Here is a 22,145-nt window from a genome sequence, read left to right as displayed (position 1 = left end):
CACACCCCCAACCATCGCATGGTCTTCTCTCACACCAATGCTCTTGGTGCTGGGAGCAGGCGTGGTGGGCGTGCTCATCGAATCCTTCGTTTCACGCCGTTACCGCTCCAAGGCCCAGATGCTGGTCTCTTTCCTTGGCCTGCTAGCAGCGCTTGTTGCTTTGGCTAGTCGCTGGAGCGTCCTCACTCAAGATTCCGGTAACGGGGAAGTATTTGGTGTCCGCATTGCCGGCGGCTTTATCGAAGACCCCTTTGGAGTACTAGGCCAGTTCATCATCGTGTGTATCACTTTGCTGGCCCTACTGGTGATGGGAGATCACACCAGTGCTGCTGACGGTGCTTTTGCCGCGCAGAGCGCAGACCGTCCGGGGAGCGCCGAAGAAACCGAATCTTTACGTGCAGGTTTCTTTACCACCGAAATCTACCCGCTCACGCTTTTCAGCGCTGGCGGCATGATGCTCTTCCCAATGGTGGATAATCTCATTGCCCTGTTCGTTGTGCTTGAAATCATCTCTCTGCCCCTTTACATCATGGCAGCGACCGCACGTCACCGTCGCATGCTCAGCCAGGAAGCTGCACTGAAGTATTTTGTCCTGGGTGCTTTCGCTTCCGGTTTTCTTCTTATGGGTAGTGCATTTCTTTACGGTTTCAGCGGTTCAGTGGAATACGCGACTATTTACAAGGTCATCGTCAACCCCATGGGGCTTGAGTCCTTCCAGTGGCTCCTGGTTGTAGGCATGGTCATGGTGACTGTCGGTCTGCTGTTCAAGATCGCTGCTGTTCCTTTCCACGCATGGAGTCCGGATGTGTACCAGGGTGCCCCCACCCCCATCACTGGCTTCATGGCAGCAGGCGTCAAAGCAGCAGCTTTCCTCGCACTGCTCCGTTTCTATGGAGTAGTGGTCTTTATAAACACTGACACTATTCACTGGTTCATGTGGGGTGTTGCCATCCTGACCATGCTCACCGGTACCGTCGTTGGCTTGGTTCAGCGCGATATCAAGCGTATGCTCGCCTACTCGGCTATCGCTCATGCAGGATTTATGCTCATCGGCGTTATCGCTTTCAATGAACTCTCCATCGAGGGCATCCTCTTCTACGCACTGGTTTATGGCGTTGCCACCGTTGGTGCTTTTGGCATCATCACACTGGTCCGTGAGAATCACGAAGGAGCCCCTGGCGCAGAGGCTACCAGCATCGATGCTTATCGCGGTTTGGGTAAAACCAACCCCTTCTTGGCTACCTGCATGATGATCTTCTTGCTTTCCTTTGCAGGTGTTCCGCTCACCGCTGGCTTTATCGGTAAATTCGAGGTCTTTTCCGCAGGTGTTGCAGGCGGAGCCTGGGAGTTGGTCGTTTTGGCCATCATTTGTTCAGCAGCCACCGCGTTCTTCTACATGCGATTGCTGGTCTTGATGTTCTTCTCCGAGCCTGTTGAGGGTAACCGTCTGGTTGTGGAGTCTACTGGTGCCACCAGTGCAGCCATCGCGATCGCTGCCGCAGCCACCATCATCCTCGGCGTTGTGCCCCAGCCCTTTATCGAGCTGGGCCGCCTGGCAGTTATGCTCGTTGGGTGACCAACGTGCTTCTTCTTGACGAACCCGTCCTGGAGGACCGGATTGTTCCGGTCCTTCAGGACGTCGAACAGCGACTTCTTGATGTGGTGTCGAGTGCTGACTCAACCATTAACCCACCAACTTCACATCTGGCGCAGGCAGGAGGAAAGCGCCTGCGCCCCGTGCTTACGTTGCTTACTGCTCAATTAGGTGACCCTGAACTGGCAAGTTCCGATGCAGTGCGTGATGCTGGTGTAGCAGTTGAACTTACTCACATTGCTACGCTGTACCACGATGACGTGATGGATGATGCTCCTTTGCGTCGCGGTGCACCTAGCGCACACATGCTTTGGGGTAATTCTGCAGCCATTCTCACCGGTGACGTGCTCGTGGCGCGGGCCTCCCAACTTGTTGCCGCACTAGGACCCGATGCTGTTCTCGCCCATGCCAAAACTTTCGAGCGGCTATGCACCGGTCAGCTTCATGAAACTCTTCCACGCCCCAAAGGGGAGGATCCTGTTGACCACTATATTCAGGTTCTGGCGGATAAGACCGGCTCGTTAATCGCTGTCTCTGCCCGCTATGGTGCCATGCTTACCAATGCAGGTACACGCTGCGAAGAAATCGTTCAGGAATTCGGCGAACGCATTGGCGTGGCCTTTCAACTGGCTGATGATGTTATTGACTTAACTAGTGACAGTCAGACCACCGGTAAAACCCCAGGCACTGACCTTCGTGAAGGCGTTGATACCATGCCCGTCCTCCTCCTGCGTACTATGTTGGCCGCAGGTGAGTTGGACAAGGAAGGCCAGGAAATTCTCTCTCTCCTGTCCACTGCGGATCTTCAGGATGATGCAGCGTTGGCTGATGTTGTTAATCGTCTCAAGAACCACCCGGTTCTGACTCGTACGCGTGAAATGGCTATGGAGTGGGCACGCGAGGCTGTTGAGGTTCTTTCTGGCCTTGAGGAAGCTGTTTTGGATGGAACCCGTGCACGTTGTCAGAATGCCGGATCGGATGATCGCGCCACTCAGTTGGCTCTTGATGATGCTCGTGAACGCACCGCATTGGTTCGCGATGGTTTAGAGCAATTTGCTCGTCTTCTTGTTGATCGCGCCGCTTAATTTATGACGATTAGTTGTCAAACCCCCTCCTGATAATCAGGTGGGGGTTTGATGTTGCTGTGGGGAGAAAACGAGTCGCAGAACACCCGAAGGGGACTATCGTCCTACCTATCGTCGCGATGTAGGCGTATTACGCTCAAAGATGATTTCTCCTGACCGAAATTGCTTGGTATTCAACTGCGGTGCGCCGAAGTGTTCGTTAGTGTTGAAACAAGTTCATAGTGGCGTGACATGATCGCTGCTGATCGCAAGAAGTCGGTGAAGACTTCGTGACGGCACTATGACAGGACGTTACATTCATGGGTGGCGTCTAATCGTGTGAATAGCCTTCAGGCTTTTGTGGATCCAATGAAGGGACCCATCGTGCGTATTCAACGTCGATACCGTACATATCGCAGGCGCATTCTGGCGGCGGGCGCAATGGTTGCGCTTGTTGGTGCTGGACTATCGCCCCTTCCAACAGCACCCGAGGCGCATGCAGAAGAACCTGCACTGCCGGTAAGTACATCAGATGAATCTGGTGGGGCAGAACGTCATGCTGTTGATGCTGCGCTCCCCGCTGATAGCAATTCTGGGGCAGACAAAATGGATGCTGTGGCAGGAGAGAAAGATTCTTCTACCACTTCACCCGTTGACGCAGTGTCAACACAAAATAACGAGAGTCAGCCTTCTACGCAGGGTGGGCAAAGTTCCCATGAGACAACCGCGAGTGTATCGGACGAGGAGAATGCTGATCTCCGAGTACCGGAACATGCTCCGGAAGCAGAAGCGATTCCAATGGTGGAGCCGGCCCCTTCAACTGCTGGAAATTACACCGTTGTTCCGCGGAGGCAACTCCAAGCAGTTTATGCGGACTCAGTTGACAATTCCGTCATTGCTAGCCTCAACTCCGGTCCAATGGATCGGGTTCTCGATGGTGATTACTCGAGTTTCTGGTTATCGAATACCGGTGAAGGGGAAGGGCCTGTTGAAGCGCCTCACCGGATTATCGTGGGTACCCGTGATGGCCAAGCCGTAGAAAATGTGGGCCGCTTGACTATCTATCCCACGGGGATCATGAGCGGAGTTGGGCATTTGCATGAATATGAAGTCTTTGTTCGTGCAGATGGAGAATGCGCAAATACGGATGATGGGTGGTTCCAGGTTCCGACTACTGCAGTGGATGCGCAAGATCTTTCTCCAGTTGTTCTTTCATTTGCGCCACGTGCGGTGAATTGTGTTCGCATCGATGCGTTGTCTGGCTGGTATCAAAATAAGCCAACTGATTACACATCTATCAGTGAAATCTCATGGTCGACTTTCGCGGAAGGGGAAGTTGTTCCATTAGCAGATCCAGAGCCTACACAGTTGAGGGAACGTCCTTTGGCTGAGGGAGCACGTCCCTCAGGAGAGACGCTTAATGCCCTTGCTTTCGATGATCGCGTTGCTGAAAATCGTGAGCGTACACCTATTGCTTTGACCATTACTGACCCAGATGGAACATCTCGTGTCGTTGGTGCCCGCCCCTCACCGATCAACGTCGTAGCCGGTGCTGCACAGGGAAAGGCATATCATGTCGATTGTATCCCGGGGGGACCTGAGGGTGATGGATCTATCGAGCGGCCTTTCACATCACTTGAACGGATTAATGCTCATGAGCCGTTTAAGCCTGGTGACCAGATCCTGCTCAAACGAGGAACACGGTGCCAAGGTCTTCTCCATCCCCACGGCTCAGGTAGTCAAGGCAATCCTATTGAAATAAATGCTTACGGTGATCCTGCTGCTCCAATGCCGCGAATTGATGGCGGTGGTGAACGTATCGCAGCCGGTGATGATCTTCCTGAGCAATTAGCAAGTCAAGAAAACACTGGCGTAGATTCCGCTACTGTTCGACTTTACAACCAGGAGCATTGGGTAATCCGTAACCTTGAAGTCACGAACTTCTCCGGTGATGGGAATGATTATTCTGTTCGTCGTCGTGGCGTGCTCGTGACCTTGGACAATTACGGAGACGCACACGGCTTTGAGATTTCCAATATGTACGTTCATGACGTACTCGGCCACACCAAGAAAGATCTTGAAGGCAGCGCAGGTATTCAGTTTGAAGTCTACGGAACTGCTGACGGGACACCTTCAGCGTTCTACGATGTAGAAATTTCCTATAACCGAGTTCGCCACGTTAATCGTTCTGGTATCAATATGGGTACCAGTTACCGTAAGCGTCCTAGCGTCGGTGCTGCTGTCAACAGCGGACCAGCCTTGAAGTACCACGGCTGGGGTCCGATGGATATTCATGACAATATCGTGTGGGATATCGGTGGTGATGGCATCGTGACCCAATACGCCAATGGATCGCGAAACTTCAATAACACCGTCTACGAAGTTTCAAACCATCACGGAGGCCTAAGTTACTCCGGTAACAACGCGGCGATGTGGCCATGGAATGCTGACAATGTGAGTTATACCAATAACCACGTTTTCGATACCCGTATGCCTCATGGGACGTGGGATGGTACTGCGTTTGATGCCGATTATGGCCAGAACGGCACTCTTGTTGAGCACAACGTCACGCATGACAATGAGGGCGGTTTTATGCTCTTCTGCGGTTTTGGCGGGTACTCCATGAAGGCTATTGCTCGTTATAACTTATCGATCAATGACGGTCACGGTGCAGAAACGCATAGTTATGGTCCGCGTGCATGGGCGCTGCTGGGACAAACAGATGGTGAAATGTACAACAACACTTTCGTCCTCTATCCCGGCGCATATCTTGGGCGCGCAACTCGTGGAAACTATCGTGACAACATTGCTTACGTGAATAACGTGTTCTTCGCCCAGGGTGATGTGCAAACGACTTGGGGGCCACGTACGTACGATGTTTATCTTGAATCCCCAACCCAGGATGACATTTTCTCTCTCCCTCCCATTGTTCCTATGAGAAATAATCTCTATGCCGGAACGGATCAGGGGTGGCCCAACCTAGAGGCGAACTATGTGATGCCCGAACTTCGAGCGGGAAGCACCTTAGAGTCACTTATTCCGAGTCCTGAGGTTATTAGCGGTAAGGGCGAACCTATTTTGTCTACTTCCATGGAAGATCTGTGGGGGCGCACAGTAAGTGAATTGGGACGGCCTGATCTAGGAGCATTCCAACTCACCGCATCTTCGCTCGCTCCCATTGTCGCTAACGGAGGATTCGAACAAGGTCTCGAAGGATGGCAGGCACAGGGGGATATCGCCGTCACTCAATCGTCCGCTGCACCCAAGACGCCCTTGAAATACGTATTTTCGGGTGCCCACGCAGCACAACTTACGCAGGGAGCTTCGCTGACACAGACCTTCCCCGGAGGTGTGAATCGCTCTTACGTGCTTCGCGCTCGCGTGAAAGCTGGCGAGGGGGCAACTCTGCCAACAGTGACCCTTGTTAATGAGGGCGGTTATCAGGCAACTTCGCTGGTGAGCGATGTTGACGCTCAAGGGTGGGCTGATGTCACTGTCCTTATGCGTACAGCATGGGAAGGTTCTCCTTTGACGATCTCATTGACGGGACCGGGAATTATCGATGACGTGAGCGTCATTGTTGTCCCGGACTACGTTGTTGATGGTTCCTTCCAGGCTCGAGGAGTGACTAAGCAGAATCCGGAGAATACGCCATGGAATTTGTCTCCCAGTCAGCACAGTGATGACGCCGTCTCTGGGGGTCGTTCCGGTAGGGTTTCCGGACCAGCAAGTAATGGTGAGGTTCTAATTCCGAAGACCGGAAACTACCTAGTCGCCGGTTTCCTCAAGCCTAGTTTCCCTGATGAAGTCATGACTCTTGACGTTCACGATGGTGCTCAGGGAAGTGGTACTACTAGCGGTGAAAACTGGAAACAAGTGGTATTCCGGACGCAAGCAGAGGATTCATTGCTTACCGTAACGTGCGCAAGTGAAGAATCTAGTACTGGTCTGTGTGACGACATCATGGTGGTCCCAGATCCAGGACCGGCACCTCGCGTGGATGGACAAGAACCTTTAAGTGAGCCCACTGTTTCCGGTCCTGATTCAAGCGCGGAACCAACGTCTCCTGCTGAGGAATCTACAGTTGCTCCTTCGACGCAACCTGATTCTTCATCGAGCGCCCCATCTGCTTCGTCGGGGGCTTCGGGCTCAGATGAACCGGGCATGCTTCCTTCAGATGCTTCCCGTTCTTCCTCTACAGCAAGGCCTCAGACATCAGGTGGCTCTTTGCCAACAACTGGCACCTCAGGATCTCTCCTTGTGTTAGCAGGAGGCTTAATGATTGCTGGTGTTGCCAGTGCGTTGCGGGCGCGTCGTCATACCTGATGATGGCGAATCATTACGGTAATTGTTGATATTGCCGTTAGGGACGTGGGTGCCTCACATGGTGGTGAGGTACCCACGTCTGTTTGATGTAGGGCTGAACAGATACATAGGTGGCAAGTGGGCGATGACTTACGCCACTGTGCCTGTTTCTCCTTGTGGATAAATTGTGTGAGGTGAGGCTAAAGCCACCTTTCCAGGCGCCCTGAATTGGGTAACACCTGCGTACACTAAAGGCGTTTGTTGCACTCTATCTACAGGATTGACCGCTCGTGAATACGCGTCCATTGTCTGTTGCCGTTATCGGCGCAGGACCCGCAGGAATTTATGCCTCAGACATTCTGTCCAAATCTGGACTTGATGTGAATATCGATCTGTTCGAGCGTCTTCCTGCCCCCTATGGTCTGGTTCGCTATGGCGTGGCCCCCGATCATCCGCGCATCAAGCAGATCATCGTGGCGCTCTACAAGATTCTCCAGCGCGGCGATATCCGCCTCATCGGCAACGTCGAAGTTGGCCGTGACGTGAGCGTGGCTCAGCTCCAAGAGCATTACGACGCCCTGATCTTCTCCACCGGCGCCGATACTGATGCACCGTTGCCCATTCCCGGTGTTGACGCCCCCGAATGCTACGGCGGCGCAGACTTCGTCTCCTGGTATGACGGACACCCCGACCACCCCCGCACCTGGCCTCTGGAAGCCAAGGAAGTCGCCGTGATCGGCGTAGGCAACGTGGGGTTGGATATTGCTCGCGTGCTTGCCAAGCACTCCGAAGATCTCATGGTTACCGAAGTGCCCGCCAACGTGGCAGAAGGCCTAAAGAACAACCCCTGCACCGACGTTCACGTCTTCGGGCGTCGTGGCCCCGCCCAGGTGAAATTCACCCCCCTCGAACTGCGTGAACTGGGCAAACAGCCTGACGTTGACGTGCTCGTTGACGAAGAAGACTTCGAATATGACAAGGGCTCCGAAGAGGCGCTGCGTTCCTCCAATCAGCAGCGCCAGGTAGTCAAGGCCCTCGAGGGTTATGCCATGCAGGAACCCGAGGAACTCACCGCCTCCCACCGTATCCACATCCACCTCTTCCAGGCACCCCACGAGGTGCTCACCGATGAGGATGGACACGTCGTTGGCTTGCGCACCGAACGTACCCGCCTGACTGGTGACGGCAATGTGGAAGGCACCGGCGAGTATCGTGACTGGCCCGTTCAGTCCATCTACCGCGCAGTCGGTTACGCCGGCAGCCCCATCGAAGGCCTGCCTTTCGACGACGCCCGCCACGTCATCCCCAACGAAGGTGGTCGTGTCATGGAAGCCGAAGGCCAGCCCATGCGCGGCGTCTACGCCACTGGCTGGATCCGTCGCGGACCCATCGGCCTGATCGGCTCCACCAAGTCCGATGCTCAAGAAACCATTGCCAACCTCGTTGAAGATGCACAGGCCGGACTCCTGCACGCCACCACCGAGGATGAAACCCAGGTTGGTCATGATGCCATGCTCGCCTGGCTCGCAGACCAGGGCGTGGACTACACCACCTGGGAAGGGTGGGAACTGCTCGACGCTTACGAGCGCGAGTTGGGTGAAAATTACGGTGAAGTCATCGTGACCAGCGGTGAAGCCAAGACCCGCGAACGCGTCAAGGTTGTTAGCCGTGACGCGATGACCGCTATTTCCCGCGGCCAGGGCGCTCCTGAGGACCTTATCGCTCAGCCTCACGCTGACCGCGTCCCCGAGCGCGTGGCCCATCGCCTGGCTGACTGAGTGCATTCTGTCTGATGGCAAAATCACTCACCAGTGCTGCGCCTTAGGCGAACCGCAAACCACGTCATAACCCCCAGCCTTGTAGGCTGGGGGTTATGCATAGCACCAACCATCACAACGGGTTGAAAACACTCTTCCTTATCGGTGCACTATGGGCACTGCTCATTGGAATCGGCTACCTCATCGCCGAAAACACCGGTAACCCGATTTGGATTATCGGATTTGGACTTCTCGGAGTGGGGCAGACCGCCTACTCCTACTGGAACTCTGACAAACTCGCTGTCAGTTCCATGAATGCCTACCCGGTCAGCGAACACGAGCAACCCGTCATGTACAAGGTGGTCCGTGAACTCTCCCAGAAGGCCGGTCAGCCCATGCCCGATCTCTTCGTGGCCCCCACGATGAGCCCCAACGCATTCGCCACTGGACGCAACCCACGTCACGCCGCCGTCTGCTGCACGGAAGGCATTCTGCACCTGCTTAACGAACGTGAACTCCGTGGCGTGCTCGGCCACGAACTCTCCCACGTCTACAACCGTGACATCCTCACCGGCTCCGTGGCCGCAGGTATCGCAGGCCTGGTCGGAAGCATTTCTTCAATGATGCTTTATATGGGTGCTGGTCGCAGCGAAGACCGTCGTAATGGCAATCCCATTGCTCTTTTACTCATTGCCTTGCTGGCGCCTTTCGCAGCCACTTTCGTTCGTTTTGCTGTTTCTCGAACGCGTGAGTTCGATGCTGATCATGACGGTGCGCTGCTTACGGAAGATCCGCTTGCTTTGGCGAGTGCTCTTAGCAAACTCAGTGGGGGCGTGGCGGCACGCCCTCTGCCTGAACATCCGAAGGTGGAACCTCTCAGCGCCATGATGATCGCCAACCCCTTTGGTGGGCTAAGTCGCAACATGTTTGCCACTCATCCTCCGATGGAGGAGCGTATCAAGCGCCTGGAGGAGATGGCCGGTTACTAAGGCGCCAGGTCACTTGCCCTTGGCTATGGTCACCTGATCGGGAGAGATCAGTGATGTAGTCCGGGCTCCAGATATAACTACGACGCCGAGTACAGGGCTTCCTGGCTCTCTTATCTGAGGTGAGAGAACAGTGGAAGTGTGTACTCGGCGTCGTAGTGAATAGGTTCGGTTGGTGAGTTTGCCAGGTCGCACGACGGCGCGAGAAGGCTAATGGGGGAGGGGTTAGCGGTAGTTGGTGAACTGAAGGGCGGCGTCGACATCTAGGTTTTTTAACATGGCGATGACCGCTTGAAGCTCGTCGCGGCTCTTGGAGGAGACCCGTACCTCATCACCTTGAATAAGAGCTTTCACGCCCTTGGGGAATTCGTCACGAATTGCCTTGGTGATCTTTTTGGCTACCTCCTGGGTGAGGCCTTCGCGCAGTGGGCAAGCCAGTACGTAAATCTTGCCCTGTGCCTTAGGTTCCTTATCGCCCAGGTCGAGTGCCTTGAGTGAAACGCCTCGACGGAACAACTTGGACTCCAGAACGTCGAGAATAGCCAGAACGCGTTCAGCAGAGTTGGCCTTGAGAGTGATCACATCACCGGACAGTTCCACGCTGGCATCCACGCCGCGAAAGTCGTAGCGCTGGGCGATTTCTTTCGCGCACTGGTTGACAGCGTTATCCACTTCCTGGCGGTCAAGTTTGGAAACAACGTCAAATGAAGAATCGGAAGCCATAGCGTGCCTTTCGTTGAAATACTGCGAATTGTGTGCAGTCGTGATGGTTTGCCTGGGGGATATGATGGTGCCCCATCAAGCGTAAAGAGGCTGTCTTATCGCGGCATGAGGGACGTGACCTCATCATAAATGTGAGTAGCCTCCTATTGTTGCGATTGGCGCACAGCCCCTCTGGCTTGCTATTGTTCCATGGCACCGCGATGACAGCGGAACTGCGATCTCCATGTCGCATTCCATTCCATCGTGAATGCAAAGGCGGGTTGCCCGAGCGGCCAATGGGAGCTGACTGTAAATCAGCCGCGTAATGCTACGGGGGTTCGAATCCCTCACCCGCCACCATCACCTCGGTGATGACATCAATCGCCAGATTGGTGCCACGTGAGGGATGCCACGTCAGGTGGAGTTGCGAAAGCAAAACACTATGACATAGGCTTCCGCTCGTTGCCCCGATAGCTCAGTCGGCAGAGCATCTCCATGGTAAGGAGAAGGTCAAGGGTTCGATTCCCTTTCGGGGCTCTGGTAGAGCGGCGAGCGTAATGCTCGCCGTTTCCATCATGGCGAGGTAGCTCAGCTGGTTAGAGCGCACGACTCATAATCGTGAGGTCGAGGGTTCGAGTCCCTCCCCCGCTACGCAAGGTTCGAGTACAGCACCATACGGGCTGCTCGAGGATCAAGAAGAGGAGTCCAACGTGGCCAGCAAGTCCAGCGACGTTCGCCCCAAGATCACTCTGGCTTGCTCGGAGTGCAAGGAGCGCAACTACATCACCAAGAAGAACCGTCGTAACACGCCGGATCGTCTTGCCCTTCCCAAGTTCTGCTCTCGCTGCGGTAAGCACACCGAGCACCGCGAGACCCGCTGATTTTTTCCCGCACGCGCGGGATCCACAGCAATGGTAAACCCCATCAACACGCAGTTGGTGGGGTTTTGCGTATCTACCCTCCTTGCTTCGCCATCATCCTCCTTCCCCTCATCTAACTTTTCATTCGCTGACGACTCTCTTCTGGCTCGAGCCCTTACCCCCATGACTTGGTGGCTTGCCAGTCTTCCTCACCAGCAGCAGGCTTTCGAGGATAACGGCTGGACATGGGATGGACTCATTCACCGCTCAACCACGATCACCCTCACTGATTCCTGCAAGCCTTCCTTCTCCTTGCAACGCAGTGAACGTGCAGGATGGGAAATCTTCACTCACCGTTACTGCACTCCCGTCGATACTGAGCGCAATGTCTCTATCACTGATCTCTATGCCAGAGCACAATCATGGCAAGGGATGACGCAAATTTGTGACGAGGCGGCTCCTAAAATTAATCCTGGCCATGAAAAGACTCAAACACCAGAAATGGTTGCTGATGATGCGAACCATGGTGACCAGGCGGCGTCGCAATATATTGCGACGCTAACACCGTCCTTATTGGCTCAGTGGAGTGAACTTAGCGGCGACCGTAACTCCATTCATCGGGATCCTGATGCAGCGTGTGTTTACCTGCCTGGCCGTGAGGGAGCACTTGTCGCTCACGGGTCACTCCTGGCAACCCTGGCTCTAGCCAAGGATGCACAGCATGCAGGTCATGCCACCTCATGGCGTATGACATACCTGTCCATGGTGCCGGTTTCGTCTAGCGGTGCAACAGTGGGCTTCTTGTGCTCAGACAAGGGCGCTACCCTCATTCATAACCAACATCCCGTCCTACGAGTGACATACCGCCACACGGAGTAACCATGACACCCCAGCACACCGCATCACGGCCCAGCCGTGACGTTCGTGCACGTCAGGCCGCTATCAGTGTTGCTGTTCTCTTCCTAATGCACGGCATTGTCATGGGGACATGGTTCGCTCGCATTCCTAGCGTTCGTGGCATGCTCTCCCTCGACGCCTCAGGAATTGCTGGCGTTCTGCTTGTGGGAAGCCTGGGCACACTATCGTCTATGCCCGTTTCAGGAGCCATTGCGCAATGGCTCGGCCTGAGCAAAGCACTTATCCTCTCGGCAACTTGGTACTGCGTATGCATGGTGGGGCTGTGCCTGGCCACAATCGGTGGATATACCATCCTTGTAATGGCATTGCTCTGTGTGGCGCAAATGGGCTCCGGAGTATGGTCCACCTGTTTCAACGCCGCATCAGGGCCAGCTGAACAAGCGTGGGGCAGTAGCATCATTCCTCGATTCCACGCCATGTGGAGCCTGGGTACTGTGATTGCCGCATTCTTTACCTCTCTCATTGTCAGCCACGATGTTTCCTTTCTCATCCACATGAGTGTGGTGTGCGCAGTAGTCCTGACCTCCACGTGCGTGGCCACTGCCTGGGTACTCCCCGTCCCCCGAAGCACCACCCCTGTCACTGCTGCGGGCGCACCCTCTGCCGGTGAAGCACCCACCCCCGAAGCGCCGCGCGCCGCCGCACCCCAGGCGCGTCAAGCGTGGAAAGAACGCCGCACCGTGGGGATCGGCTTGCTGCTGCTCGCCTTTGGTTTTAGTGAGGGTGCTGCTTCTGGATGGATCGCCCTTGGCGTGACCGACGATTTCGGATCTCACACCAACGAGGCTCTTGGTGCTATGGCGCTGACTATTTTCACCGCCTCCATGATGGTCACCCGCCTAGCAGGAACAACTCTTATCAATCGATGGGGGCCAACTTACACGATGCGCTTAGGCACGATCACTGTATGTATCGGCCTGATTCTGTTTTCATTCAGCCCGTGGTTATGGGGAGCGCTCATCGGCGTGTCCCTGTGGGCCCTGGGAACAGCACTGGCCTACCCGTTAGGAATGAGTGCTGCTTCTGACGACGCAGCATGGGCAACGGTTCGCGTGGCCGTGGTCGCCACGATTGCCTACGGCGCAGCCCTTGTTGGTCCACCTATCCTTGGCGCCCTCGCCACGCACGTGGGCTACCGTCATGCACAAATCGTTATCGCATTCTTAATGATCCCGGCCTTTTTCGGGGCAGGCGTTCTTACTGCTCCGGGAGAACATCAGCGACTGAAGTCCTAGGAAAACCACCCTCAGGACTAGGCTTGGGCCATGACAGATTCATGGACAAGTGACCCTACACAGCCCACCGCCATGCCCGATATCCCTCTTGACCAGGGGGAAAGTTGCATGATGTCGCTCAGCGTCAACGAGGAGCCTCCCACTCCAGTTCCTTCCCTTGCTTACCCCACCGGAAAGAGTGAAGACGCCGCATCCCTCACTTTGGCTGACCTCACCACTTTGCACGTTGGCGGCTCCGTCAAGCAGTACGTAGAAGCAACCACTGAAGCAGAACTCATTGACACGATCCGCGAAGCAGATGAATCAGGCACCCCCCTGCTCATGATGGGGGGAGGCTCTAATATCGTCGCTAGTGATGATCCATTCCCTGGCGTGGTTTTGCGTGATGCTCGTAACTCCATCACCCAGACCGCTGATGATCGCTGCGGTGGCGCAGAATTTTCTGTCACTGTAGGCACGGCGCTTGATGAACTAGTCACCGAAGCTATTGGTCATCACTGGGGCGGATTCGCTCCTTTATCTGGTATTCCCGGAACTGTTGGTGCAGCCCCCGTACAAAACGTGGGAGCTTACGGTGCAGAATTGAGTGAACTTATCGCCAGTGTGCGCGCGTGGGATCGTGAGTTAGCTCGTCCCGTTCACATTCCATTCGCCAATCTCAAACTCACCTACCGCAATTCCGCACTCAAGCGTTCCATGACCGAAGGTCCTTGGGGCCCCACCCCGCGCTGGGTGGTGTTGAGTGTGACTTTCTCCGTGCGTCAGGCAAGTCTGTCCGCCCCTATTGCTTACAAGGGCTTGGCCGATCACTTGGGCGTGGATATGGGAGAACGTGTTGATGCTCGTGCTGTTCGTGAAGCCGTCCTTGACCTACGCCGCTCTAAGGGGATGGTGCTTGATCCCTCTGACCATGACACATGGTCAGTAGGTTCTTTCTTTACCAATCCCATCCTCTCTGCTGAGCAGGCCGCAACATTGCCTGATGAAGCACCTCGCTTTGCTCTGGCAAACAGTGATGAGATCAAGACGAGTGCTGCGTGGTTGATCGATCATGCAGGTATGAATCCCGGCTTTGCATTAGAGGCCGATGCCCTGGCATCCTTGTCCACGAAACACGCACTGGCCATTACCAACCGTGGCCAAGCAAGTGCATCAGATATTCGCCACCTGGCTGACGAAGTGAGCGCTCGCGTTAAGCAGGCATTCGGTGTCACACTGGTTCCAGAACCTGTGTACCTTTAAGTTTTGACTCGATCCTGACCAGGAGGAATCCGCTGAGCGGATATCCCCTATCGGAGCAACCGAAGGCCTCGATATCACCGAGTCCCACATACGCAGTAACGGCATCGCAAGTTTTTACCGTATCCTCAGCGCGCGTTGTTATCAGTCGATGACAACGCGCGCTGAGGAACCATTCAGGAGTTCAACGAGTTTTATGAATCTGCGTCCACCCGCAATTTTCGCTCGCCGTAACACTGCCTTCCTCCCGGGTATGGCACTTATCGCGGTGTCGATTATCTTTGGCTCGAGTTTCTGGCTGACCAAAGACGTCCTTGATCGCGTCCCCATGTGGGATTTCTTGGGCGTGCGTTTCACCGTGGCTGCACTCTTTGGCTCTATCGTCACATTTCCCAGGCTTCGCGTTGCTGACCGCTCTACGTGGAAAATCGGTGGAACCCTCGGCTTGTTCTATTCTGCTGGTCAAATCTTTCAGACCTATGGATTGACTCAAGCTTCAGCGTCTGTCTCTGGATTTATCACCGCGTTGTACGTAGTGGGAACCCCTATTGTGGCGTTCTTTCTCTTTAATGCTCGTGTCTCCAAGATCACTATGGTGGCCTTGATCCTCGCGTTGACCGGTACAGCCGTACTCGGCTTGGATGGGCTGAGCGTGGGCTTTGGTGAACTTACCCTTGTTATCGGTGCTATTTTCTACTCCCTTCACGTGGCTTGCACTGCTCAATGGGCTGGAGGGCGTGACCCCCTGGCAATTGCCGTTATTCAGGCCATTGTTATGGCAGCCATTCATCTGGTTATTGCCGCTCCTGGTGGCATTCAGATTCCTCATGGTGCAGGTGACTGGGGTATCACCTTCTATCTCGCCATCGTCGTAGGTCTCGGGGCTCTGGTACTTCAGACTTGGGCGCAGGCACGAATGAACGCTGCTCGTGCAGCCGTCATTCTCTCCGCAGAACCTGTTTTCGCTGCCGCATTTGCGATCCTCATTGGAGGCGAAGCGCTCACTAGTCGCCTACTTATCGGCGGTGCATTCATCCTCGTGGGTACTTTGTTAGCTGAGATTGGCCCCCCGCGCCCCGTGCGTAATCTTCACGCTCGTGCCCAGGCGCGCTCACGTGCTCGTAAGGAAGCGCGTGAAGCAAAGAAAGCTCAGCGATTGGAAGGTCGTGTCCTTAGCGCAGGTGTGTCTACCGCGCAGGCTCAGCGCCTGAAACGAATCCCGCGTCCTAAGCGTCCTCGTCGCCGCAAGAACGCTCATCAAGACTGAATATTCATTCTGTTTTGACTGACGTTCCAATGACCCTAGGGCGAATTCTTTTTAGGAGAGCGTCCAATTACTGTGACCGTTCTCAAGGCCTTTGATGCGGTGATGCTGCTGAAAAATCCTTGTGCCCCAATGAGAAGTACATAGTCCTGCAGAATCTTCCGGAATATCTCATTGTCTCTGAGGATGCTGTTTTGTGCTCAGGGGTGGAAATGACTGGATTAGGTAAGCCAAGACTCCTGAGTAACTTAGGTGGCGGGGGAGTCTAACCAGTGGTCAACTTCAGTCAGCCACTGCTGTTTTGATGATGGGCTCGCCAAGCTCGCTTGAATTGAACTTCGCGCAAGATCAGCAATTGCGGCATCGTTGAGACCCATGTCACGAGCAATCTCGTATTGGTGAGTAAGGCGTGAAGCAAATAGCAGGGGATCATCGGCGCCTAGAGCAATTGTGGCACCGTGATCCACCAATGTCCTTAGCGGAACATCTTTTTCTTGCTCATATATGCCTAAGCACACGTTCGAGGCAGGGCATAGTTCAAAAGCAATGCCCTGCTCAACAAGAGCATCTAGGAGTCGAGGATCCTCGCTGGTGCGCACGCCGTGCCCTAACCGCGTGGGGCCAAGGTGGTGTACGACGTCACGCACATGATCCGGCCCTAGCAATTCGCCGCCGTGAGGCAACAGTGCCAAGCCGGCTCGGCGGGCAATAGAGAAAGCGGGAGCAAAGGAACTTGTGGTGCCAAAACGTTCATCGTTTGACAGACCAAAGCCCACAACGGTTCCGGGCTGATCGCCGGCGTAGCGTGCCGCCAGACGAGCGAGGGTGCGCGCATCAAGCGGGTGGCGCATACGGGAAGCAGCAACCACGACGGCCACCTCAACCCCCGTCACTGTTGTGGTCTGGCGTGCCTCGTCAAGAATGATTTCCAAAGCGGGGGTGATGCCACCGACGAACGGCGCATAGGAGGTGGGGTCTACCTGAATTTCGAGACGCCTTGAACCTTCCAATGCATCATCAATCGCAGCCTCACGGATGATGCGTCGCATCGTCTCCTCGGTACACACTAAGTGGCGAGCGGTGTCATAAGAGCGTTGAAATCGGAACCACCCGCGGGCATCAGCGGGAACATGGAGTGGGTCACCGTCAGTGATTGAGGAAGGTAGGCGCGTATGTGACTCCTTAGCTAACGCCTTGAGCGTGTCCAAGCGCATCGATCCTGTGAAGTGCAGGTGTAGATGTGCTTTCGGAAGGGTGGCGAGGTCACGCATACAGTGATTCTGTCACGATCCTCCTGTTTGATGGGGAGCGGGAGGTGATCCAGTGAGCAAACTCGTAGGCGTGGACGCATGCACGAGGATGAATGACACGGCAGACTTAGACCATGACTCCTCACGACGCCGGACGCGAAGCGAACGATGTACGTTTCCTGACGGGAGCGAACGCGTCCTACGTGTTGCAACGGGCCTTAACCACCACTGGTCACACCTTAGGCACTATGACAGTGCATTCCGTCCATCATCGCCCTGGAGCAGGCGTGACCGTGGGCTATACCTGCCAAGTTACTGGCCCTGATGGACGAGTCAGCACCGAATATCTTTGTGCTACCACTGCGCGTTTGGATAATGTCAATTCTCCAGGGCTTATCGCTGTTCCTCCTCTTGAAGGTGGCCCCTGGATTTATGTGTGGCGCCATCCCGCAGATCCTCAACTTCCTGCCTTGCCTGTTGCTTGTACGCCTTCGCTTCTGTCTGCTCGCCTGGGCCAGCGTGTCAAGGCGGCGATGGTTGCTTACCGTCCCACGCGTCGCGCTGTGGTGCGGGTTACGTACACTGATGGGTCGACGTCGTATGCGAAAGTTCTCCGACCTGGTCAAGCAGGGTCTTTCGCTGAGCGGCATCGGATGCTTCGTGCAGCGGGCGTACCTGCCCCCGAGGTTCTCCGAGAAGATCCTGATGGGCTTGTGCTTTTGTCTACAGGTATGGGAGTCCCCCTTTCTGGTTTACTTTCTCGGGGTATGAGTGAACAGGTGGCAACTGACGTTTTTAATCGTTTGATTGATTTGCTTGACTCTTTGCCTGCGGCCGCCATGCACATGGAAGCGCGTCCGGCGTGGTCTGATCGCGTTAGCCACTACGCTCACGCCGCAGCCACTGTTCTTCCTGAACACGCCAGTCGCGCTAAAGCGGTCGCAATGGGTGTTGAAGAACTGATGGCTTCCACAGATCCTGGCCCACGTGTTCCTGTCCACGGTGACTTTTATGAAGCAAATGTTCTTATGGAAGGTGAACACGTCGCCTGCTTACTCGATGTGGATTCCCTGGGGCCCGGCAGGCGTGTTGATGACTTGGCTTGCTTGCTTGGTCACGTTTCTGTTCTTGACCACCTCGCTCCGGCGTCATACCCCCATGTTCGTAGTGTGCTTGATGTCTGGACCCGCCTAGCTTGTCGACAGGTTGATCCCGTGGCCTTGCAGGCGCGATGCGCTGGCGTGGTGCTGTCTTTGGTGGCCGGTGCGCGACGTGAAGATGGCGGACCGTGGCGTCCTGATGCTGAAGGACGTTTGGCTCGTGCAGAGGCATGGCTGGCGCAAGCTCGCGAAATCCAAGCATTGCGTTCCCCGCATTAATCCTGATTCCACGCAATGTTGGGGGCGTGACCGTAAGGTCACGCCCCCAACAGCATGAAAAAGTGACTGTAGCGTTACTTTACTTCGGCAAGCAGGTTCTGTACGCGAGTAATGCCCTCAACTAGGTCATCATCACCCAGCGAGTAGGACAGGCGCAGGAAGCCTGAAGGGCCGAACGCTTCACCGGGAACCACAGCAACCTCAACCTCATCGAGAATGAGAGAAGCTAGGGTAGCGGAGGAATCGATGGTGGTGCCGCGAAGGGTCTTGCCAAGCATCGGCTCCATTGAGGGGTAGCAGTAGAACGCGCCGTGAGGAGTGGGGACGATCAGCCCATCGATTTCGCGGAGCATGGAGACCATCGTTTTACGACGACGGTCGAATGCTTCACGCATGGAATACACAGCGTCCAAGTTGCCGCTGACCGCACACAATGCTGCACGCTGGGAGACGTTGCAGACGTTAGAGGTCAAGTGGGACTGGAAATTCGTGGCAGCCTTAATGACGTCGGTGGGGCCGATCATCCAGCCCACACGCCAGCCAGTCATCGCGTATGTCTTAGCAACACCGTTGAGAACAACGGTCTGCTCGGCTAATTCGGGAACCATCTTGACAATAGGAGTGAACTCAGCGTCGTCGTAAGTCAGGTGCTCGTAGATCTCGTCAGTGATGACCCACACGCCGTGTTCGAGGGCCCACTGGCCAATGGCGCGAGTTTCCTCAGGGGTGTAAACAGATCCGGTGGGATTCGACGGCGAGCAGAAGAGCAGCGCTTTAGTGCGTTCAGTGCGAGCCTCTTCCAACTGTTCAACAGTTACTTTGTAATTGGCCTCGGCGCCAGCGAAGACTCGCACTGTTGTACCGCCAGCTAGAGCAATAGCCTCAGGGTAGGTGGTCCAGTATGGCGTGGGCAGAAGAACCTCGTCGCCCGGATCGATGAGAGCAGCAAATGCTTGGAATACAGCCTGCTTACCGCCGTTGGTGACAAGGACGTTGTCAGGATTGACTTCGTATCCGCTATCGCGCAGAGTCTTAGCGGCGATGGCTTCGCGTAGAACTGGAAGGCCCTTGGCTGGGGTGTACTTGTGGTTGGCGGGATCTTTCACCGCAGCTACAGCGGCTTCAACAATGTAATCCGGGGTGGGAAAGTCAGGTTCACCGGCGCCGAAACCCACCACGGGGCGGCCAGCAGCTTTGAGGGCTTTTGCTTTGGCGTCAACTACCAGAGTGGCTGACGGGGCAATAGCACTGAGTCGGGCAGAAACACGGGATGCGGGCGATGTAGTCACGTTACTAATGGTGACACGATTCAGGGGAAAGTTCAGCCCTCAGAAGCCTTATGCTCTCTTTTTCTCACTTGTTGAGTTGGTGGAAGTTTGAGCAACGTGGCGCATCACACCAGGGCTGAATTTACAATCCCTATTCTCCTATGGCAGGATTGGATCTCGCTGAAGGGCAGTGGCGCAATTGGTAGCGCACCGGTCTCCAAAACCGGCGGTTGTGGGTTCGAGTCCCGCCTGCCCTGCTGAGAACGGCGGATCTGCGGGAAGATCCCGTCGGTTCCCTGTTCTCGCCCTGATTAGGGCGATAGCCCTATGATGGTTACTAGCCAGGTGAGTGCTCCGGCATTCACCTTTTTTGGCTAGCCACGGACTTTTCGTGGAATGAACACGTTGAACCGACTCCCCAAGGATGAACATGCCAGCCAGCGCCAAGGACGCGAAGTCCACTAGCGGGTCTGCGAAGCGTGGCCCTTTCGCTGCTATCGCTTTGTTCATTCAGCAGGTAATCGACGAACTGCGCAAGGTCGTCTGGCCTACGCGCAACGAACTGTGGACGTACTTCTTTGTGGTCGTCGTTTTTGTCACCGCAATCATGTTGTATGTCGGTGTTCTTGACGCAATTTTCGAACGTCTCGTTACCGCCATCTTCGCCTAACACATCCATTGCTCATCTCACCGTGAGCATTTCACTCCCGCGGCATTTCACCGCACCCCACATTCATGGAAGGTAGGGCCACCGTGTCCCAGCACAATGACGCCACTGAAGATCTCCAGGAGGAGGTCGCACAGGTAGTAGCTGATTCCGCCTCTGATCTCGATCTGAGTGAGGATGAAGCACTTCACGGCGCTGGTGCCCAGGCCGCAGACCTCGCCGCATACGCTCAGGAAGCACAGGAACGTGCTGAGGAAGACTTTATCCAGGAAGCTGAAACACGGGGTGAGCCTGCTAACGAATCACCGGTGATTGATCCTGTCGCCGAATTCCGTGAGCAGATGCGTGCCCTTCCAGGAGAGTGGTATGTCCTACATACCTACTCCGGTTATGAACGCCGCGTGGCGACAGACATCATGGCCCGCGCCGAAAACTTCGAAATCGAAGACTATGTTTTTGATGCCCTCGTCCCCATGGAAACTGTGGTGGAGATTAAGAATGGCAACAAGAAAAAGGAAGTTACGCGCGTCCGTATCCCCGGCTACGTGTTCGTTCGTATGGACCTGGATGATCCTGAGACTTCCGATCGTGTATGGCGCACGATTAAGGACACCCCTGCAGTGACCGGATTCGTGGGCAACCGTTACGATCCCGTTCCCTTGACCTTTGACGAAGCAATCAGCCAACTCGGCCCCACCCCCGAAGAGGTTGCCGCCAAACTTGCTGCACAGGAAGTCGCCACCGAATCTGGTTCCGGCACCGCTACGATGGTCAACGGTAAGACCTTCGAAGTGGACTTCGAAGTTGGCGAATCCGTTGTTGTTACCGACGGCCCCTTTGAGACTCTGCCCGCCACCATTGCTGAGATTCACCCCGAGACTCAGAAACTCCAGGTGCTTATCAGCCTGTTCGGCCGCGATACCCCGGCTGAACTCTCATTCTCACAGGTTGCCAAACTCTGATTCTTTCGCGCATCGCGCATGTCAGTCAGATGATGGCGAACATGTGATAGTGCGCACCGAATGCTCTTTCGCCCTGCACTACGGGGTAGGATGAGCATTCGTGCGTGCATTCGCAAGCACTGGGTACGTCTTTTGACGTGCTCTAATCACACACGAAGGACCCGATTACATGGCCCCCAAGAAAAAGGTTGCCGGCCTGATCAAACTTCAGATCCAGGCTGGCGCGGCTAACCCCGCTCCTCCCATTGGCCCCGCGCTTGGTCAGCACGGCGTCAACATCATGGAGTTCTGCAAGGCATACAACGCTGCCACTGAATCTCAGCGCGGCAACGTGATCCCTGTGGAGATTACGGTTTACGAAGACCGTTCCTTCACCTTCATCACGAAGACTCCTCCGGCTGCTGAACTCATCAAGAAAGCTGCTGGTGTGTCCAAGGGCTCCGCAACTCCTCACACCTCCAAGGTTGGCTCCCTGACCATGGACCAGGTCAAGGAAATTGCTCAGACCAAGATGGAAGACCTCAACGCCAACGATATCGACGCAGCTGCGAACATCATCGCCGGCACCGCCCGCTCCATGGGCATCACGGTCGAGGACTGAAACCCTCGCCGCGCATGTCCCGATTGATCGGGATGTGTTCCACAAATTTCTACGGTGGTAGGGCCTCGCGCGGCCCGCATACCACCACTGCGAA

At 55.3% G+C, this 22,145-nt stretch carries 17 protein-coding genes and 4 tRNA genes; 18 read left to right on the top strand and 3 right to left on the bottom strand.

Annotation, left to right across the window (positions count from 1 at the left end; translation table 11 throughout):
• The first annotated feature begins 37 nt into the window (after positions 1–37).
• From nuoN to htpX, 5 genes are all read left to right on the top strand, one after another.
• Positions 38–1,576, top strand: coding sequence for an NADH-quinone oxidoreductase subunit NuoN (gene nuoN, locus A9753_RS01335; protein WP_067780214.1), 1,539 nt, complete (start codon positions 38–40; stop codon positions 1,574–1,576).
• Positions 1,573–2,679: a polyprenyl synthetase family protein gene (locus tag A9753_RS01330; protein WP_067779098.1), complete on the top strand. Its 1,107-nt coding sequence runs from the start codon at positions 1,573–1,575 to the stop codon at positions 2,677–2,679. The genes nuoN and A9753_RS01330 overlap by 4 nt, the downstream gene beginning before the upstream one ends.
• A gap of 363 nt (positions 2,680–3,042) precedes the next feature.
• Entirely contained in the window at positions 3,043–6,984 is a 3,942-nt protein-coding gene (locus tag A9753_RS01325; RefSeq protein WP_176702700.1) for an LPXTG cell wall anchor domain-containing protein, read from the top strand.
• A gap of 269 nt (positions 6,985–7,253) precedes the next feature.
• Positions 7,254–8,741 carry an FAD-dependent oxidoreductase gene (locus A9753_RS01320; RefSeq protein ID WP_067779092.1) on the top strand — a complete coding sequence of 496 codons (1,488 nt, stop codon included), beginning with the start codon at positions 7,254–7,256 and terminating at the stop codon, positions 8,739–8,741.
• 95 nt (positions 8,742–8,836) lie between these two features.
• The gene (gene htpX / locus A9753_RS01315) at positions 8,837–9,709 is read left to right on the top strand and encodes a zinc metalloprotease HtpX (protein ID WP_067779089.1); all 873 of its coding nucleotides are present in this window, start codon (positions 8,837–8,839) and stop codon (positions 9,707–9,709) included.
• A 222-nt stretch (positions 9,710–9,931) separates the two neighbouring features.
• Here the strand turns inward: htpX and A9753_RS01310 are convergent, their stop codons facing one another.
• Positions 9,932–10,429: a YajQ family cyclic di-GMP-binding protein gene (locus A9753_RS01310; RefSeq protein ID WP_067779085.1), complete on the bottom strand. Its 498-nt coding sequence runs from the start codon at positions 10,427–10,429 to the stop codon at positions 9,932–9,934.
• 254 nt (positions 10,430–10,683) lie between these two features.
• Here A9753_RS01310 and A9753_RS01305 point away from each other — a divergent pair.
• The 8 genes from A9753_RS01305 (at position 10,684) to A9753_RS01270 (ending at position 15,927) form a co-directional block, all read left to right on the top strand.
• Positions 10,684–10,768: transfer RNA gene (locus A9753_RS01305), tRNA-Tyr, on the top strand.
• A gap of 104 nt (positions 10,769–10,872) precedes the next feature.
• Positions 10,873–10,945 (top strand) — tRNA-Thr (locus A9753_RS01300).
• A gap of 40 nt (positions 10,946–10,985) precedes the next feature.
• Positions 10,986–11,059 (top strand) — tRNA-Met (locus A9753_RS01295).
• Between the two features lie 59 nt (positions 11,060–11,118).
• The gene (gene rpmG / locus A9753_RS01290; protein WP_067779082.1) at positions 11,119–11,289 is read left to right on the top strand and encodes a 50S ribosomal protein L33; all 171 of its coding nucleotides are present in this window, start codon (positions 11,119–11,121) and stop codon (positions 11,287–11,289) included.
• A gap of 30 nt (positions 11,290–11,319) precedes the next feature.
• A complete protein-coding gene (locus A9753_RS01285) occupies positions 11,320–12,147 on the top strand; it encodes a MaoC family dehydratase (RefSeq protein ID WP_067779078.1) in 828 nt (275 codons plus the stop codon).
• Positions 12,148–12,149: 2 nt separating this feature from the next.
• The gene (locus tag A9753_RS01280; RefSeq protein ID WP_067779076.1) at positions 12,150–13,421 is read left to right on the top strand and encodes an MFS transporter; all 1,272 of its coding nucleotides are present in this window, start codon (positions 12,150–12,152) and stop codon (positions 13,419–13,421) included.
• A 30-nt stretch (positions 13,422–13,451) separates the two neighbouring features.
• Positions 13,452–14,663 (top strand): UDP-N-acetylmuramate dehydrogenase, encoded by a 1,212-nt coding sequence (locus A9753_RS01275; RefSeq protein WP_067779073.1) that lies wholly within the window; start codon positions 13,452–13,454, stop codon positions 14,661–14,663.
• A 193-nt stretch (positions 14,664–14,856) separates the two neighbouring features.
• Positions 14,857–15,927: a DMT family transporter gene (locus A9753_RS01270; protein ID WP_067779070.1), complete on the top strand. Its 1,071-nt coding sequence runs from the start codon at positions 14,857–14,859 to the stop codon at positions 15,925–15,927.
• Positions 15,928–16,172: 245 nt separating this feature from the next.
• Here the strand turns inward: A9753_RS01270 and A9753_RS01265 are convergent, their stop codons facing one another.
• On the bottom strand, positions 16,173–17,195 hold the full coding sequence (locus A9753_RS01265; RefSeq protein WP_067779067.1) for an adenosine deaminase: 1,023 nt from the start codon (positions 17,193–17,195) through the stop codon (positions 16,173–16,175).
• Positions 17,196–17,308: 113 nt separating this feature from the next.
• Between A9753_RS01265 and A9753_RS01260 the strand changes: the two genes are divergently transcribed.
• Positions 17,309–18,553, top strand: a complete 1,245-nt coding sequence (locus A9753_RS01260; protein WP_067779064.1) for a phosphotransferase — start codon at positions 17,309–17,311, stop codon at positions 18,551–18,553.
• Between the two features lie 74 nt (positions 18,554–18,627).
• Here the strand turns inward: A9753_RS01260 and A9753_RS01255 are convergent, their stop codons facing one another.
• The gene (locus A9753_RS01255) at positions 18,628–19,842 is read right to left on the bottom strand and encodes a pyridoxal phosphate-dependent aminotransferase (RefSeq protein ID WP_067779061.1); all 1,215 of its coding nucleotides are present in this window, start codon (positions 19,840–19,842) and stop codon (positions 18,628–18,630) included.
• Between the two features lie 163 nt (positions 19,843–20,005).
• On the opposite strand from A9753_RS01255, the gene A9753_RS01250 reads away from it, so the two are divergent.
• The 4 genes from A9753_RS01250 to rplK all read left to right on the top strand — a co-directional run bounded on the left by A9753_RS01250 (position 20,006) and on the right by rplK (position 22,051).
• Positions 20,006–20,078 (top strand) — tRNA-Trp (locus A9753_RS01250).
• Between the two features lie 173 nt (positions 20,079–20,251).
• Complete coding sequence (secE, locus tag A9753_RS01245; RefSeq protein WP_067779058.1) at positions 20,252–20,491, top strand: preprotein translocase subunit SecE; 240 nt, start codon at positions 20,252–20,254, stop codon at positions 20,489–20,491.
• A gap of 83 nt (positions 20,492–20,574) precedes the next feature.
• Positions 20,575–21,450, top strand: a complete 876-nt coding sequence (nusG, locus tag A9753_RS01240; protein WP_245637324.1) for a transcription termination/antitermination protein NusG — start codon at positions 20,575–20,577, stop codon at positions 21,448–21,450.
• Positions 21,451–21,619: 169 nt separating this feature from the next.
• On the top strand, positions 21,620–22,051 hold the full coding sequence (gene rplK, locus A9753_RS01235; protein ID WP_067779052.1) for a 50S ribosomal protein L11: 432 nt from the start codon (positions 21,620–21,622) through the stop codon (positions 22,049–22,051).
• Positions 22,052–22,145 lie beyond the last annotated feature (94 nt).

Source organism: Actinomyces vulturis, assembly GCF_001687305.1.
Taxonomy (GTDB): domain Bacteria; phylum Actinomycetota; class Actinomycetes; order Actinomycetales; family Actinomycetaceae; genus Actinomyces; species Actinomyces vulturis.
Note: the sequence above shows the minus strand (reverse complement) of the source record. Positions and strands in the feature narration are given on the sequence as shown.